Below are 15,755 nucleotides of genomic sequence, written 5' to 3'. Positions count from 1 at the left end.
TTCACGGGAGTGCTCCATGCTCACACGACGTCAATTCGGTTCATCTGCACTTGCGGTCGCGGGAAGTCTCGTCCTGCCGAACGTTTCGCGTGCTGCCTCGGGCGGAACTGCACCGCTCATTGAAGCCCTCAAACAGTTGGAATCGAAGAGCGGAGGCCGGCTGGGCGTCTCCGTGCTCGACACGACGACGGGCATTCCGATCCATCACAAGGGAGACGAACGCTTTCCCATGTGTAGCACATTCAAGGTGCTTGCGGCGGCAGCAATCCTCAAAGACGTAGGCAGCAAGTTGGAAGGCCTTGAACGGCGCGTTCGTATCGAGCAGGCCGATCTCGTCGCCTCCTCGCCCGTCACGAGCAAGCATGTCGGCGGCGACGGAATGACGCTTCGCGAGCTTTGCGATGCCGCCATCACCATGAGCGACAACACCGCCGGTAACGCGCTTCTGAAAAACATCGGCGGTCCGGCCGGCTTGACCAGCTTCGCGCGGAGCCTTGGCGACGACATCACCAGATTGGACCGGACCGAAACCGAGCTGAACGAAGCCACGCCGGACGATCCCCGCGACACGACGACCCCGAATGCGATGGCCGCCAATTATCGGCGCTTGCTGCTCGGCGACGTCCTGCCCCCGGAAGGGCGCGATCAACTCGGCAAATGGCTCATTGCCAACAAGACCGGGGATACGCGTTTGCGCGCCGGCCTGCCGCAAGGCTGGCGTGTCGGCGACAAGACCGGCGCAGGTGAGCATGGAACCTGCAACGACGTCGCCATCGTATGGCCGCGCGAGCGCTCGCCGCTCATCATCGCGGTCTACCTCACCGGCGCAACGCTCGACCCGAATGGACGAAATGATGTGATCGCATCGGTCGGTCGGGAAGTCGGCAAGGCGTTCTCCTAACAACCGTAGCTCGTCCTACCCCGCCCTTGCCGCGCGCCGCAGCGCCTGCGGCGGTTGGCCGAAGGCGCGGATGAAGGCGCGGCGCATGCGCTCGGGGTCGCCGAAGCCGGTGGTTTCGGCGACGAGCTCGATGGCTTCCCGAGATGACTGCACGCGCTCGCGGGCAACTTCGATCCGCAATCGCTCGATCGCCTTTGACGGCGTCGTGCCGGTCTCGGCGGCGAAGGCGCGGGCAAAGTGCCGCGCGCTCATGCCGGCGCGATCGGCGAGGTCTTCCACCGTCAGCCGTGCGTCGAGATTCTCCCGCGCCCATGACAGCAGCGCACCGAAGCGGCCGTTCGGCGTCTTCAATTCCAGCAACGACGAGAACTGCGACTGACCGCCGCTGCGGCGGTGGTAGAGCACGAGCTGGCGCGCGGTCGCCTGCGCGATCTCCTCGCCATGGTCCTCGGTGACCATCGCGAGCGCGAGGTCGATGCCGGCACTGATCCCGGCCGACGTCCAGACATTGCCGTCGCGGGTGAAGATCTGGTCCGGCTCGAACTTGATCTGCGGATAGCGCGCGACAAAATCGCGCGTCCGGCCCCAATGCGTGGTGGCGCGGCGGCCATCGAGCAGGCCGGCCTCCGCAAGCACATAGGCGCCCGAGCAGACGCTGGCGATCCGCACGCCGCGCCTCGCCAGCCGCTGCACGAAGGCGAGCGTTGCAGGACAGCTCGCCGATGCCGATACGCCCGCGCCGCCCGCCACGACCAGCGTCGTGATCGCGTTCGCCGATTTGAAATCGCGCGCCATCATCTCGACGCCCGACGACGAGGGCACGGCGCCCGCGTTCAATGCCAGCACCCGCAGCGCAAGCGGCTTGCCGCTGGCGCGTGCGGCGATCTCGAACACCGAGATCGGGCCCGCCGCATCGAGCAACTGGAAATCGGGGAAGATCAGGATGCCGATCATGCTCATGTCCGAAAGTGAGGGAAATACGCCATTTTGGACAGGATGCCATCATGCCATCTTGCGTCCGTCAAGCTCTTCATCGGAGGCTCTCATGCCGGCATCGCTCCAGATCGGACTTTTGGTGTTCCCGCGCGTCACCCAACTCGACTTCACTGGGCCGCTGCAGGTGTTTTCATCCGTCCCGGGCGCGACGGTGCACCTGATTTGGAAGACGCTGGAACCGGTGCCGAGCGATTCCGTCCTGATGCTGACGCCGACCGTGACCTTTACCGATTGCCCTCAGCTGGATGTGATCTGCATTCCCGGCGGCTTCGGCACCGATGCCCTCCTCAACGATGAGGAGACTCTCGACTTCGTGCGCAAGCAGGCTGCTGGCGCCAAGTTCATCACGTCCGTCTGCACGGGATCGCTGGTGCTGGGGGCGGCGGGGCTGTTGAAGGGCTACAATGCCGCCACCCATTGGAGCGCGATGGAGATGCTGCCGCTGTTCGGGGCGACGCCGACGAAGACGCGCGTCTGCATCGATCGCAACCGTGTGACCGGCGGCGGCGTCACCGCGGGAATCGATTTCGCACTTACGCTGGTCTCGCTGCTGGTCGATCGCACCACAGCAGAGGCCATTCAGCTCCGCCTCGAATACAATCCCGCGCCGCCCTTCAATGCCGGCTCGCCGGAGACCGCCCCAGCCGAGGTGCTCGCGCTCATGAAAGAGCGGGTCGCACCATCGCAGGCCCGGCGCCTGGATGCCGCCAAGCTGGCGGCCGAGCGGGTGATGTAAACGCGGCGCTCGTGTCCCGGACGCGCTGCAGGGTGCGAGACACGAGCCAGAAGTTCGGTGCACAACCCCATCCAGCGCGTCATTGCGAGCGCAGCGAAGCAATCCAGGAATCTTTCCACGGATACATTTCTGGATTGCTTCGTCGCAAGGGCTCCTCGCAATGACGGAGCCTCCGGCTCATCAAGCCTCCAACAGAAAAAGGCCGCTCGGTTTCCCGAGCGGCCTTTCCTGTCTCACGGCGGCGCACATTCTCATCGGGCGATTTCGGAGCTCCAGACCGGGGGCCTATCTCCCGATCGAGTGTCCTTCCTCGGCAGCCGCTGCATTTCGGGACAGTCGCGAACTGTTGCCCGAACCGAACGCGATGGTCTCCCATCTCCGTAAGATGGGTTCATTGAGCCGCATCGCTGGCGCAAGCGCAACGTCCACGCAGCCGGCATCCCCGCTGTTCCAGTTGTCCACAGCGACGTGATGCAGATGCGTATGCATCCAATCCGGTGATCGAAGTGCGCGACTAACCCGGCGTCCAGGGCTGGTAGTCGCCGGTCGCCTTCGGCCGCTTGCCGCTGGCGAGCGTCGAGCCGGAGGGCCTGTAGGCCTTCGCCGTGCCGGTGAGGTTGGGCTGGTGCGGCTTCTCCCATTCGCGCGGCTGATAGTTGAGCTCGGTCGGCGGCACGTCGACGACGTGGTGGATCCAGCCATGCCAGGCCGGCGGAATGCGGCTGGCTTCCGCATAGCCGTTATAGATCACCCAGCGCCGCTCGAAACCGAGCGTCGGGTCGATCTTGCCGCCGGCGGTGCGGTAGTAGCGGTTGCCCTGCTCGTCCTGGCCGACCAACTCGCCGAACCTGGAGGTCCAGAGTTGGGTGCCAAAGGTCTGGCCATTCCACCAGGTGAAGAGCTTCAGGAAGAATTGTTTCATGCGGCAAGGGCCCTGCTTCGTGGGGTCCTGATGCCATCCGGACGGCCAAATGTCCAGTTCGGCGGGCGCGGTGGTACCCCGCCCGAACGACGATCCAAGGGCATGTGAAGCTGCCGCCCCAAATCCGACGTGATCCATTCATGACGGGTACAGCGTCGGTGAGGAAGTCTGCACCTCATGCGCAAACCGGCGTGATCCCAGGAACCACCGCATCATCCTGGGGTTGGCTCGCGGGAAAGGAGTTTGATCATGACAAGTCTGAAAATTTTGAGCACGGCTGCAGCACTCGCATTGGCTCTGCCCATGGCGACGCCGAGCTTTGCCCAGCCTGGCGCCGGCCATGCCGGCGGTGGCGGCGGAGCCCACTTCGGCGGTGGCGGCGGAGGCGGTGCCCACTTCGGCGGCGGCAGCTTTGGTGGCGCCCGCATGGGCGGCGGCAGTTTCACCTCCAGCGCAGCCATGCGCCCCGGTGGCACGGCACCGACCTTTAGCGGCACGCGCACCTTGGGCAGCAGCTCGCCAACCTTCGGCCCCGGCACCCGCAGCTTCTCGACCGCCTCATCAGGCACCTGGAACGGCGGCAATTGGCACGGCGGCTGGCACCACCATCACCATGGCGGATTCTGGCCGGGATTCGCGGCGGGCGCCGCGATCGGCGGGCTCGGCTCCTATGCCTATTACGGCGGTCCGTACTACGACGATTCCTACTATGACGACGGCTATTACGACGATGGTGCAGCCGTCGCCGTGGTGCCCGACTCTGGCGGCGATTCGTCGGCCTATTGTGCCCAGCGCTACCGGTCCTACGACCCGGCGTCCGGCACCTATCTCGGCTATGACGGCTTGCGCCATCCCTGCCCGTAACGTGGCCTGAAGACCATCTTCTTGGGCGGCGCCCGACCAGGGGCGCCGCCTTTCATTTGGCTGCCTCGGGTTTGCTGTCGGTGTCGGACGGGAATGGCCTTCCTCGCCGGTCGTGCACGGCCCGGCGAGGATTTCGTAGGTCGCACGGATTTGCCTCAACCTGTCATTGAAACCCGGAGGAAATCACCGCCCCGTCTCCGCCCCTGACGTTCGGAACTCACAGGGTCGCTATGCATTGCGCCGTGCATATCTCTTCCGGCCCAATCCAAAATTGACCCGGCACACGATTCGCCTATATCACCAACTACTGTGGGGACTTCGATTTACTGGGAAATGTCATGCCGCGCATCCTCGTGGTAGACGACGATCCGATGGTCGGCGCGACTATCGAGGTCCTCCTCCAGCGTCAGGGCTTTGACGTCACGTTGACTGACGGCGGCGAAGCGGGGCTTGCTGCGCTTGAAGCGCAGACTTTCGACGTGATGCTGGTTGATATCTTCATGCCGCATATGCGCGGCTTCGAATCCATCCGCATCTTTCACGAGCGCGCGCCGGCGATTCCGCTGATCGCCATGTCGGGTTACGCCTTCGCCTCAGCCGCCTCGCCCTCTCCCGACTTCCTTCGCATGGCACTCGAGCTCGGCGCGACGCGCTGCCTGCGCAAGCCGTTCACGCCCGAGGCATTGTTGACGACGATCCGGGAATGCCTCGCCGGTTCCGGCGAGAGCGCAGAGAAGGACAAGAAAGAGGCCCCTTGATCCCCTCGCAGCGCGTCATTCTCGGTGCTGGACTTGCAATCCTCCTGATCATCACCGCCGCCTCGATCGGCCTCGATGTCAAGTCGCGGTCGGATACGGCCTGGGTCAATCACACGGTCGAAGTGCTGAAGAAGATCTCGGATCTGCGCGTTCTGATGCGCCGCGCCGAAAGCGCCGCGCGCGGGTTCGAGCTCTATCGCAGCCCGAACTTCACCGACGAGTTCCAGACGGCCCGCGCCGAGCTTGCGCCCGCGCTCGCCGATCTCAAGCGATCCGTTCGCGACAACCCCGATCAGATTGCGCTCATGGAGGGCACAGAACCCCTGGCGATGCGCCGGATCGAGATCGCGGCCGAAGCGATGCGGCTAAGCGCCGAGAAAGACCCGGCCGGCATCACCGCGCTCCAGGGCAAGGCCGAAGGCCGCGGCCTGATGGACACGGTGATGGTCAATCTCGATCGTCTGGCCGCGGAAGAGCAGAGCCTGCTGGCTGCGCGGACATCGGACTCCCGCCGGACAGGCATCGTGCTGCTCGGCATCGATGTGGTCGGTGCCCTGGTGATCCTGCTGCTGGTCGTGATGTTGATGCGCGAAAGCCAGCGCGCCCAGGTCGCACTCACGAGTTCGCTGCACGAGACGCGGGCTGCCAAGAAAGCCCTGGAAGCCGCCGTCGCTGAACGCACCGAGCATCTCGTTGCCGCCCATGACGAGCTGCGGCTTTCGATCAACGTGCTCCAGAGCACGTTCCGCAGCATGGCCGAAGCGGTGCTGGTGATCGACGACGACGGCAACGTCCTGCTGTCCAATCCGGCTGCGGAGCGCATGCTGCTGCACCGCGCCGGCATGAACCTGCGCAATCTCAGCGCGCTGTCCGACGTCTTCCACGGCGACGGCGTCACGCCGCTCAAGGCCGACGAGCTGCCATCCGTCAGGGTGCTGCGCGGCGATGAGTTCGAGGACCTGGAGATGATCGTCCGCCCGCACAGCGGCAACGACGTGCGCCATCTGATGGTCAGCGGCCGGCCGATGCGCGACGGGCAAGGCAACATCTCCGGTGCCGTGCTGGTCTATCACGATGCCACCGCCTCGCGCGAAACCGAGCGCCAGCTGCAGCAGTCGCAGAAGCTCGATGCGATCGGCAAGCTGACCGGCGGCGTCGCGCACGACTTCAACAACATGCTGACGGTGATCTCGGGCAACACCGAGACGCTGGTGGCGAGCCTGAAGGAGCAGCCCGAGCTGCAGCGCACGGCGCGCCTGATCGACGATGCCGCCGAACGCTGTGCGGAATTGATTCAGCACCTGCTCGCCTTCGCGCGAAAACAGCCGCTGCAGCCGCACGACGTCGAGATCAACGCCGCCATCGCCGACATCGCAAAGCTCCTGCGTCCCACCCTCGGCGAGCAGATCCAGATCGAGACGGTCCTGGAACAGGGACCGATGACCGCGCATATCGATCCATCCCGCCTCGCCAATGCCGTGCTCAACATGGCGATCAACGCCCGCGATGCGATGCCGAACGGCGGCAAGCTCCTGCTCGAGACTCACCGGGTCGTGCTCGACGAGGCCTACGCGCAGGCCAATGTCGACGTGCGGCCCGGTCCCTACGTGATGCTCGCTGTCAGCGATACCGGCACCGGCATGGAGCAGAGCGTCCAGGAGAAGGCGTTCGAGCCGTTCTTCACCACCAAGGAGGTCGGCAAGGGCTCCGGTCTCGGCCTCTCCATGGTCTACGGCTTCGTCAAGCAATCCGGCGGCCACATCAAGATCTACAGCGAGGAAGGCCACGGCACCACGATCAAGCTCTATCTGCCGCCGGGCGAAGGCGCCGGCGTGGCCACGGCGTCCGCGGCGCCCCAGGCCGAAGGCGGGGCCGAAACCATTTTCATCGTCGAGGACGATGCGCTGGTGCGCAACTTCGTCACCGCGCAGCTCCAGAGTCTCGGCTACAAGACCGTCGCTGCCGCCGACAGCAAGGCTGCACTCGAATTGATCGACGCCGGCCAGGCCTTCGACCTGCTCTTCACCGACATCGTCATCCCCGGCGGCATGAGCGGGCGCGAGCTCGCCGACGAGATCGCCAAGCGTCGGCCGGGGGTCAAGGTGCTCTACACCTCCGGCTACACCGACAACGCCATCGTCCATCACGGCAAGCTCGACGACGGCGTGATGCTGCTGACCAAGCCCTACCGCCGCAACCAGCTCGCCGAGATGATCAGGAAGGCGCTGGGCGGCGGGGCTACCGCGTCGCCAGCACCACCGCCGCCAACGTGAAGATCAGCGCGGCGATCTGGCCTGGCCCGAGCGGCTCGTGCAGCGCGATCGCGGACGCCACGACACCGATCACAGGCACCGCCATGGTGCCGATCGCCGCGACCGAGGCCGGCAGCCGGGCGAGCGCGGCGAACCAGCTGACATAGGCGATGCAGAACTGCACCACGGTCGAATAGACCAGCAGCCACCAGCCTGTTGGCGTCACCTTGTCCAGATGCGAGGTCTCGACGAGGAGGCCGATGATCGAGATCGGCAGGCAGCCGATCCCGATCTGCCAGGCTGCGGCGGTGATCGGCGGCAGATGGATCGGGTACTTCTTCGAGAATACCGTGCCGATCGCAAAGCCCAGCGCGCCGCACAGCGCCATGATGATCCCGGGCAGCTTCTCGGCACTGGCGGCAATGCCGTTGCCGCCCATGATCGAGGCAAGACCGGCAAAGGCCATCACCAGACCCAGCGTGCGCAGCACGGTCGGCCGCTCCCCCAGAACAGGCCAGGCGATGATCGAGGCCCACACCGGCATGGTGTAGGCGATCAACGCCGCCTCGCTCGCCGGCAGCCAGAGCAGCGCCAGCCCCATCAGCACCATCCAGCCGGTGACGTTGAGCACGGCGGCCGTGATCAGCCGCGGCCAGATCGCGTCGGGGATTTTCAGGCTGTCGCCGCGCAGCAGCGCGAGCGCGGCCAGCAGCACGGCCCCGAGCACGCCGGTGACGCCGCGAAGGGTGAGCGGCGGCAGCTCGCCGAGGAGGAATTTCGTCACCGGCCAGTTGAAGCCCCACCCGATCGAGGTGATCGCGAGGAACATCAGGCCGGCCGGGGCGATGCGCGGGCGCTGCACCGGCCTGGTCGAATCAAGCATGGGGGTATCCGGCAAAATCGGGGTCAGCTTGGCGCGGATTCGCCGATACGACCACCACCTCGGCAGGCATGCCTGCCCTCACCTTCCGTACCACTACGTGAGTCTGCCTGACGCAATCCCGGTCCCGAAAAATATACCTGCCCTGTGAACAGCGGGATGAAGGGTCGCCATCCCCACGGGATGCAAATTTTTTCGGTTGGGAATCCCTGAGGACTCACTGATACTTGCCTCCACAACAGGTGTGGGCTTGCCCCCTGTTATCCCCCGCAATCCACCATATTTAGTATTTGATTCAGGAACTCGCACTAGTTCTTGACGGGCGCTTTGGAGAGTCCTAGCTTTCGATCCGTTCGGCGCGAGTGAGTTTGCGTCCCGCCGGCACTCCCCCAAAGGGTCTCGCAAATCTTAACTCCGCCAACCGACCGAGGTAGCGGAATAAGGGCTTGTCTGCCCGCGATAAGCGGACTTTTCGGGCGCCAGAACGGGCCGGCAACAGGCTCGGATGGCATCGCTAGGCGTTGTGACAGTGGGGCGTTGAACGCATGTCGGGCTCATCCCCTTGGGGGCGGATGGTGCCAGGGGCATGCCGGCGGATGATCGGTGCGCGCATCGATGGATCACGTCGGGAGAAACTGGGCCGGATCCACCGGCTGAACTGCGGTGCCCAGGGGCCTGATGAGGGCCTGGGTGGGAAACGCGAAATGCAATGACGACCCGGATGCCTGAACGGAGGCAGTCCGGTCAAAGATAAGGACGGGGCAAGACCATGCGGATTGAGCGGCGCCACACCACTTCGGGACAGTCACCTTATGCGGGAATCGAATTCCGCCTGACCACGTCGGAGATCAGGAATCCCGACGGCTCGGTCGTGTTCAAAATGGACGGCGTCGAGGTCCCGGCCGAATGGTCGCAGGTCGCCTCCGACGTGCTCGCCCAGAAGTATTTCCGCAAGGCCGGCGTTGCCGCGCGCCTGAAGAAGGTCGAGGAGGAATCCGTCCCCTCCTTCCTGTGGCGCTCCGTGCCCGACACCGAGGCGCTCAGCCAGCTGCCCGAGAAAGAGCGCTATGTCAGCGAGCTCTCCTCCAAGCAGGTGTTCGACCGTCTCGCCGGCTGCTGGACCTATTGGGGCTGGAAGGGCGGCTACTTCACGTCGGACGAAGACGCCCAGGCCTTCTATGACGAGCTCCGCTACATGCTCGCCATGCAGATGGTCGCGCCGAACTCGCCGCAATGGTTCAACACCGGCCTGCACTGGGCCTATGGCATCGACGGCCCCGGCCAGGGCCACTATTACGTCGACCCGTTCACCGGCAAGCTGACCAAGTCGAAGTCCGCCTACGAGCATCCGCAGCCGCACGCCTGCTTCATCCAGGGCGTCGGTGACGACCTCGTCAACGAAGGCGGCATCATGGACCTCTGGGTCCGCGAAGCCCGCCTGTTCAAATACGGCTCCGGCACCGGCTCCAACTTCTCGCGCCTGCGCGGCGAAGGCGAAAAGCTGTCGGGCGGCGGCCGCTCGTCCGGCCTGATGAGCTTCCTCAAGATCGGCGACCGCGCCGCCGGCGCCATCAAGAGCGGCGGCACCACGCGCCGCGCCGCCAAGATGGTCGTGGTCGACGTCGATCACCCCGATATCGAGACCTACATCGACTGGAAGGTGAAGGAGGAGCAGAAGGTCGCCGCTCTCGTCACCGGCTCCAAGATCAACCAGAAGCACCTCAAGGCGGTGCTGAAGGCCTGCGTCAACTGCGAAGGCTCGGGCGACGATTGCTTCGACCCCGAGAAGAACCCAGCGCTCCGCCGCGAGATCAAGCTCGCGCGCCGCAGCCTCGTGCCTGACAACTACATCAAGCGCGTGATCCAGTTCGCCAAGCAGGGCTACAAGGACATCCAGTTCGACACCTACGATACCGACTGGGATAGCGAAGCCTATCTCACGGTCTCGGGCCAGAACTCCAACAACTCGGTCTCGTTGAAGGACGACTTCCTCCGCGCCGTCGAGACCGACGGCGACTGGAATCTGAACGCCCGCACCTCGAAGAAGGTGACGAAGACGCTGAAGGCGCGCGACCTCTGGGAAAAAATTGGCTACGCCGCCTGGGCGTCGGCCGACCCGGGCCTGCATTTCAACACCACCATGAATGACTGGCACACCTGCAAGGCCTCCGGCGACATCCGCGCGTCCAATCCGTGCTCGGAATACATGTTCCTGGACGACACGGCGTGCAACCTCGCCTCCGCCAACCTGCTGACCTTCTACAACACCGAGACCAAGCAGTTCGACGTCAGGGGCTATGAGCACCTCTGCCAGCTCTGGACCATCGTGCTCGAAATCTCCGTGATGATGGCGCAGTTCCCGTCCCGCGCGATCGCCGAGCTCTCCTACGAGTTCCGCACGCTCGGCCTCGGCTACGCCAATATCGGCGGCCTCCTGATGACCATGGGCCTGTCCTATGACAGCAAGGAAGGCCGTGCGCTCTGCGGCGCGCTGACCGCTGTCATGACCGGCATCACCTACAAGACCTCGGCCGAGATCGCGGCCGAGCTCGGCACCTTCCCCGGCTACAAGAAGAACGCCCAGCACATGCTGCGCGTCATCCGCAACCATCGCCGCGCCGCGCATGGCGAGCCTGGCGGCTACGAGGCGCTCTCCGTCAACCCGGTGCCGCTCGACCACGCCTCCTGCCCGCAGGCCGACATCGTCGAGCGTGCCAAGCTGGCGTGGGACGCCGCGCTCGAGCTCGGCGAGAAGCACGGCTATCGCAACGCCCAGACCACGGTGATCGCGCCCACAGGCACGATCGGCCTCGTCATGGATTGCGACACCACCGGCATCGAGCCCGACTTCGCGCTGGTGAAGTTCAAGAAGCTCGCCGGCGGCGGCTACTTCAAGATCATCAACCGTGCGGTGCCCGCGGCGCTGCGCGCGCTCGGCTATCGCGAGAGCGAGATCGCCGAGATCGAGGCCTACGCCGTCGGCCACGGCTCGCTGTCCAACGCGCCCGGCATCAACGCCTCGACCCTCAAGGCAAAAGGCTTCACCGATGAAGCCATCGCCAAGGTCGAGAAGGCCCTGCCGACCGCCTTCGACATCAAGTTCGCCTTCAACAAGTGGACCTTCGGCGAAGACTTCATCCGCGACCAGCTCGGCATCGGCGCCGAAGCGATCGCAGCCCCCGGCTTCGACCTGCTCCAGGCCGTCGGCTTCACCAAGCGCGAGATCGAGGCGGCCAACGTCCACATCTGCGGCGCGATGACGGTGGAAGGTGCCCCGCACCTCAAGGCCGAGCACTATCCGGTGTTCGACTGCGCCAATCCCTGCGGCAAGATCGGCAAGCGCTATCTGTCGGTCGAGAGCCACATCCGCATGATGGCGGCGGCGCAGCCCTTCATCTCGGGTGCGATCTCCAAGACCATCAACATGCCGAACGACGCCACGGTGGAGGACTGCAAGTCCGCCTACATGCTGTCGTGGAAGCTCGCATTGAAAGCCAACGCGCTCTATCGCGACGGCTCGAAGCTCAGCCAGCCGCTCAACTCGCAGCTCATCAGCGACGATGAGGACGAGGACGATGCGGTCGACCATCTCTACGAGAAGCCGATGGCGGCGCGCGCCGCCCAGGTCTCGGAGAAGATCGTCGAGAAGCTGGTCGAGCGCATCATCGTGATGCGCGAGCGCGAGAAGATGCCGGATCGCCGCAAGGGCTACACCCAGAAGGCGGTCGTCGGCGGCCACAAGGTGTACTTGCGGACCGGCGAATATGACGACGGCCGTCTCGGCGAGATCTTCATCGACATGCACAAGGAAGGCGCGGCGCTGCGCTCCTTCATCAACAACTTCGCCATCGCGGTGTCGCTCGGCCTGCAATACGGCGTGCCGCTGGACGAATATGTCGACGCCTTCACCTTCACCCGCTTCGAGCCGGCGGGCCCCGTGCAGGGCAACGACAGCATCAAATACGCGACCTCGATCCTCGACTACGTCTTCCGCGAGCTGGCGGTGAGCTACCTCTCCCGCTTCGACCTCGCCCATGTCGATCCCAACGAGACGGGTTTTGATGCGCTCGGCAAGGGCGTCGAGGAAGGCAAGGAGCCGGACGACGAGCCGAGCCACCACGCGACCAAGCTGGTCTCGCGCGGCCTCACCCGCTCGCGGACGGACAACCTCGTCGTGATGCGCGGCGGCACGACCGCGGTTGCCCAAGGTAACGACAGCGCGCCATCAGGCGGCAGCAAGGTCACCGCGCTCGCCTCCCACGGCGCCAGTGCCCGCGTCGGCGACGCCCTGGAGGGCGCCGTCGCCCTGAAGCAGGAAGCCCAGCACGACCTCTCGCCGACCGAGAAGCTCGAGGCGCTGCAGTGGAGCAAGGCCGGCAGCGCCGCGGTTGCCGCCCCCAGCAAGGCCGAGCGCCGCGCCGAAGCCAAGGCCAAGGGCTACGAGGGTGAGATGTGCAGCGAGTGCGGCAACTTCACGCTGGTGCGGAATGGCACCTGCATGAAGTGCGATACGTGTGGAAGCACGACGGGGTGTTCGTGAGAGCCACCCTACGAGAGTAATGGCATCATCAAGAGCCCGCACTCACCAAGTGCGGGCTCTTTTGCAGGAGCACGCCAGATGGACGGCCAGAGCCATTCCGCAGCGAGACAGCCAAAGCTGTTCAAGAAATAGCGAAAACTGCGAATAACGCGATTGATGCGACGCGCGAATTGGCCTGTTTTTTTAACCGCGTGCTCGGAAATCCCATTGTTGACGTCGTCGGAATTACTTTAGGCGACCCCCTGCGTTTCGTTCGCACTCTATCTCTTGACTGGTACAGCAGGCGCGTCGACGAAATCCTTGCGAAGCGCGACGGAAAGAAGCTGAAGGGCGCACCGCCACGAATTGCACTGGAAATCCTCGAAGCGGCTCAAGACGAGACCCGTGATGAACTGCGAGAACTCTGGGCACAACTGCTGGCAAATGCGGTGGATGGAACCACCCAAAGCATGGTGCGCATAGAATTTGTGGCAGTATTGAAGCAACTCAATCCGCTCGACGCACTGGTCCTCCAGCGACTTACGGCGGCTGGCAATTTCATTAACCCGCATCAACTTGCACAGGCCCATCACCTAGACACCAATGACACGGCAACTTCGATTCTCTATCTGCTCGAACTCAAATGTGTAGAGCAGGCACCTAGTGGCACTTCCGCCTACAAGACCTCGCCACGTGGAATCGCGTTGCTGAAAGCTCTCAGCCCTTAGCTCGAATGAGTTGAATGCAACATCGCAATTTTTGACATGGTGAGCAGTTTGCCTGAAATGTGGGAGTCAGAAAGAGATCAGCGAGGCGCTGCATACCATGAGGCTGGGCACGCTGTCGTAGCTTGGGCGTTGGGATTGGTTGTCAGGCGTGTTGAGATAGCCGTTGATTCTGATGATGCCAAAGGCGCCGCTGAAATTGAGGACGACCCGACGCTCGATCTGCTCGATCGACTCGCTATCTGTGCTGCCGGTCGGGAGGCTCAAAAGCTGTTCGATGCTCCTACGCATGACGGAGCGGGCTGGGGCGATTACGGCAAGATGGTAGTGTTACTGGCAAATCGAGAAGAAAAAAGACAGATTGAATGGATGCACCGAGGGCACAAACGCGCCTTTGATTTGATCTCACTGCATCGAGGAAAGATTGATCGGTTGGCAAAGACAGTTATCGAGAAAAAGCGAGTCGAGGCAGATGAGATTGCAGCCCTTCTTGCGGACTGAGCCGGAATTGCAGTGACGGCCGTAGGTTGTAGGATGGGTAGAGCGAAGCGAAACCCATCGACCACAACTAATACGATGATGCATTTCGGAAGGGCTCAACCCATCCTACGCGCTAGTCAGAGGCTTCGGATGCATCGAAGTCAGGCCCCGGCACACCGGCTTCCTTAAGTGCGCGAGCCAGTTTCGCGTAGAGGTTTGGATTACCCCGAACACTCTTCGGGTCATCCGTGACCGTGGTGTGAAACCATCCGGTTCCGGGGATCGTTAGATGTATGTGCCTAGTCTTTTGATCGTACCAAGCACCCATTTGCAAATAGGCCGAGTTGCCACCGCCATCTGACTTGCTTATGCCGTTGCTCACCACACCCTCCCTTTGGTTGTGGGAAAGTTATCACGTAGCCCATAGGATGGGTTGAGCATTTCAAGTGCGGTGGCAGCCCCCGGGATGGGTTTCGCTGTCGCTCAGCCCATCCTACGCACTCTAACCCGCGCTCCCCTGAACTTTTTCGATGCTCGTCCGTTCTCTGTGCCCATGGAGGACGACGAAAATGAGCTTTGATTTGCGGGCCGTGGTGATTGCAGCGAGCCTCGTGCTGGCATCCATCGCGGTGGCTGCGGCCGAGGGCGCGCAGGACCAGCCTGCGAGGATTGCCGCGGGCACGACCGACCATGCAGGCGACTCCCGCCCGGTCCGCGTGATCCTCCCGGCTCCCTGGGAGCCCGCCCCGGCCTCCTCAGGTACGCAAGCCATGGTGCAGAAGTGAATTCCGGCGACGGTCGCCGAGAACTTGCGCTGCCGATAGATCCTGTTCACAAGTGCACATACGCTCCGGCCGCCGGCCGCTATCCGCTTCTTCAGCACCGCGATTCGAAGCAATCGATTGGGGGAGAGACGGGCTGATGCAGTCGAACTGGCCGTTGGTCAGACTTTGGACGGCCGAGGACCACGAACGGCTGAAGTCGATGGCGGAGGCCGGCCTGCGCCCCGACGAGATCGCCAGCAAGCTGAAGCGAAGCGAAAAGGCCGTGAGGGCACGCGCATGGCAGCATGGCATCGCGTTGCGGCTGATCGCTCCCAAATCCGCGAGCCGGACGCGCCTGCCAGCCAAACGATGAGCTTCTACCGCATGGCCGGGGCCGGATTCAGTGCCCTCGTCATTGAGCCAGTGCATAGGGTGGGTTAACCGAAGGCGTAACCCACCACTTTTGCCTGCGAAGAACAAAGAGGTGGGTTACGCTGCGCTAACCCACCCTACCCGTTGCATCCGAGCCATCAGTTCCTGAAGGCTCATCATTCGCCACCGCATTTCGTCGCGCTTGTCGTGCAGCCCGTCTCGCCGCCCGCCTCGCAGCCCAGCGCGCGCGAAACTGCTTTGCGGCACGAAAGGTTCGTGGCGCGACGACTTGGAATGCCAAAGAGGCTATTCCAGCGACCATTCCTTTCATCACGTCGAAAGCGAAATCGGGTCCAAAGTATTCCCACATGACCCTGCCTCCTTCTCGCGAAGGCTCCGCCGGGCGGCAATGGGCTGATTTGCGAACATGAAAAAGCCCCGTCCGTCACCGGCGGGGCCTTCCGGAAAATCTCTATGCGCTTTGTTCAGCGCAGGCGAAATCTCTCGGTACCCCCGCTCATGGTGGTCTCGATGAACCAGCTGCAAATGCTGATCGTGCGATGCAAAACGCCCATAGCGATCACTC

The 15,755-nt window shown here is 63.7% G+C and carries 13 protein-coding genes; 10 read left to right on the top strand and 3 right to left on the bottom strand.

Going from position 1 to position 15,755, the window contains the following annotated elements; translation table 11 throughout:
* Positions 1–172: 172 nt before the first annotated feature.
* The gene (gene bla, locus X265_RS17855) at positions 173–901 is read left to right on the top strand and encodes a class A beta-lactamase (RefSeq protein WP_347339903.1); all 729 of its coding nucleotides are present in this window, start codon (positions 173–175) and stop codon (positions 899–901) included.
* A 15-nt stretch (positions 902–916) separates the two neighbouring features.
* Here the strand turns inward: bla and X265_RS17850 are convergent, their stop codons facing one another.
* Positions 917–1,855, bottom strand: a complete 939-nt coding sequence (locus tag X265_RS17850) for a GlxA family transcriptional regulator (protein WP_128965989.1) — start codon at positions 1,853–1,855, stop codon at positions 917–919.
* A 91-nt stretch (positions 1,856–1,946) separates the two neighbouring features.
* On the opposite strand from X265_RS17850, the gene X265_RS17845 reads away from it, so the two are divergent.
* The gene (locus X265_RS17845; RefSeq protein WP_128965988.1) at positions 1,947–2,633 is read left to right on the top strand and encodes a DJ-1/PfpI family protein; all 687 of its coding nucleotides are present in this window, start codon (positions 1,947–1,949) and stop codon (positions 2,631–2,633) included.
* Between the two features lie 514 nt (positions 2,634–3,147).
* On the opposite strand, the gene X265_RS17840 is transcribed toward X265_RS17845, so the two are convergent.
* Positions 3,148–3,555, bottom strand: coding sequence for an NADH:ubiquinone oxidoreductase subunit NDUFA12 (locus tag X265_RS17840; RefSeq protein WP_128965987.1), 408 nt, complete (start codon positions 3,553–3,555; stop codon positions 3,148–3,150).
* Between the two features lie 249 nt (positions 3,556–3,804).
* Here X265_RS17840 and X265_RS17835 point away from each other — a divergent pair, with 249 nt between their 5' ends.
* The 3 genes from X265_RS17835 to X265_RS17825 all read left to right on the top strand — a co-directional run bounded on the left by X265_RS17835 (position 3,805) and on the right by X265_RS17825 (position 7,450).
* A complete protein-coding gene (locus X265_RS17835; protein WP_128965986.1) occupies positions 3,805–4,419 on the top strand; it encodes a BA14K family protein in 615 nt (204 codons plus the stop codon).
* A 338-nt stretch (positions 4,420–4,757) separates the two neighbouring features.
* A complete protein-coding gene (locus tag X265_RS17830) occupies positions 4,758–5,177 on the top strand; it encodes a response regulator (RefSeq protein WP_128965985.1) in 420 nt (139 codons plus the stop codon).
* Positions 5,174–7,450: a CHASE3 domain-containing protein gene (locus tag X265_RS17825; RefSeq protein ID WP_128965984.1), complete on the top strand. Its 2,277-nt coding sequence runs from the start codon at positions 5,174–5,176 to the stop codon at positions 7,448–7,450. Before X265_RS17830 ends, X265_RS17825 begins: the two co-directional genes overlap by 4 nt.
* Here the strand turns inward: X265_RS17825 and X265_RS17820 are convergent.
* Entirely contained in the window at positions 7,416–8,312 is an 897-nt protein-coding gene (locus X265_RS17820) for a DMT family transporter (RefSeq protein WP_128965983.1), read from the bottom strand. The two genes, X265_RS17825 and X265_RS17820, sit on opposite strands and share 35 nt — an antisense overlap.
* 766 nt (positions 8,313–9,078) lie before the next feature.
* On the opposite strand from X265_RS17820, the gene X265_RS17815 reads away from it, so the two are divergent.
* The 5 genes from X265_RS17815 (at position 9,079) to X265_RS17795 (ending at position 15,170) form a co-directional block, all read left to right on the top strand.
* The gene (locus X265_RS17815; RefSeq protein WP_128965982.1) at positions 9,079–12,849 is read left to right on the top strand and encodes a vitamin B12-dependent ribonucleotide reductase; all 3,771 of its coding nucleotides are present in this window, start codon (positions 9,079–9,081) and stop codon (positions 12,847–12,849) included.
* 170 nt (positions 12,850–13,019) lie between these two features.
* Positions 13,020–13,556 (top strand): Abi-alpha family protein, encoded by a 537-nt coding sequence (locus X265_RS17810; RefSeq protein ID WP_164938647.1) that lies wholly within the window; start codon positions 13,020–13,022, stop codon positions 13,554–13,556.
* Between the two features lie 135 nt (positions 13,557–13,691).
* Positions 13,692–14,054, top strand: a complete 363-nt coding sequence (locus X265_RS17805; protein WP_188637440.1) for a hypothetical protein — start codon at positions 13,692–13,694, stop codon at positions 14,052–14,054.
* A gap of 548 nt (positions 14,055–14,602) precedes the next feature.
* Entirely contained in the window at positions 14,603–14,818 is a 216-nt protein-coding gene (locus X265_RS17800; protein ID WP_128965979.1) for a hypothetical protein, read from the top strand.
* 136 nt (positions 14,819–14,954) lie between these two features.
* A complete protein-coding gene (locus X265_RS17795) occupies positions 14,955–15,170 on the top strand; it encodes a hypothetical protein (protein WP_128965978.1) in 216 nt (71 codons plus the stop codon).
* Positions 15,171–15,755: the final 585 nt, after the last annotated feature.

Source organism: Bradyrhizobium guangdongense, assembly GCF_004114975.1.
Taxonomy (GTDB): Bacteria; Pseudomonadota; Alphaproteobacteria; order Rhizobiales; family Xanthobacteraceae; genus Bradyrhizobium; species Bradyrhizobium guangdongense.
The sequence above is the reverse complement of the archived record's forward strand: the minus strand, read 5'-3'. Positions and strand labels throughout refer to the sequence as shown.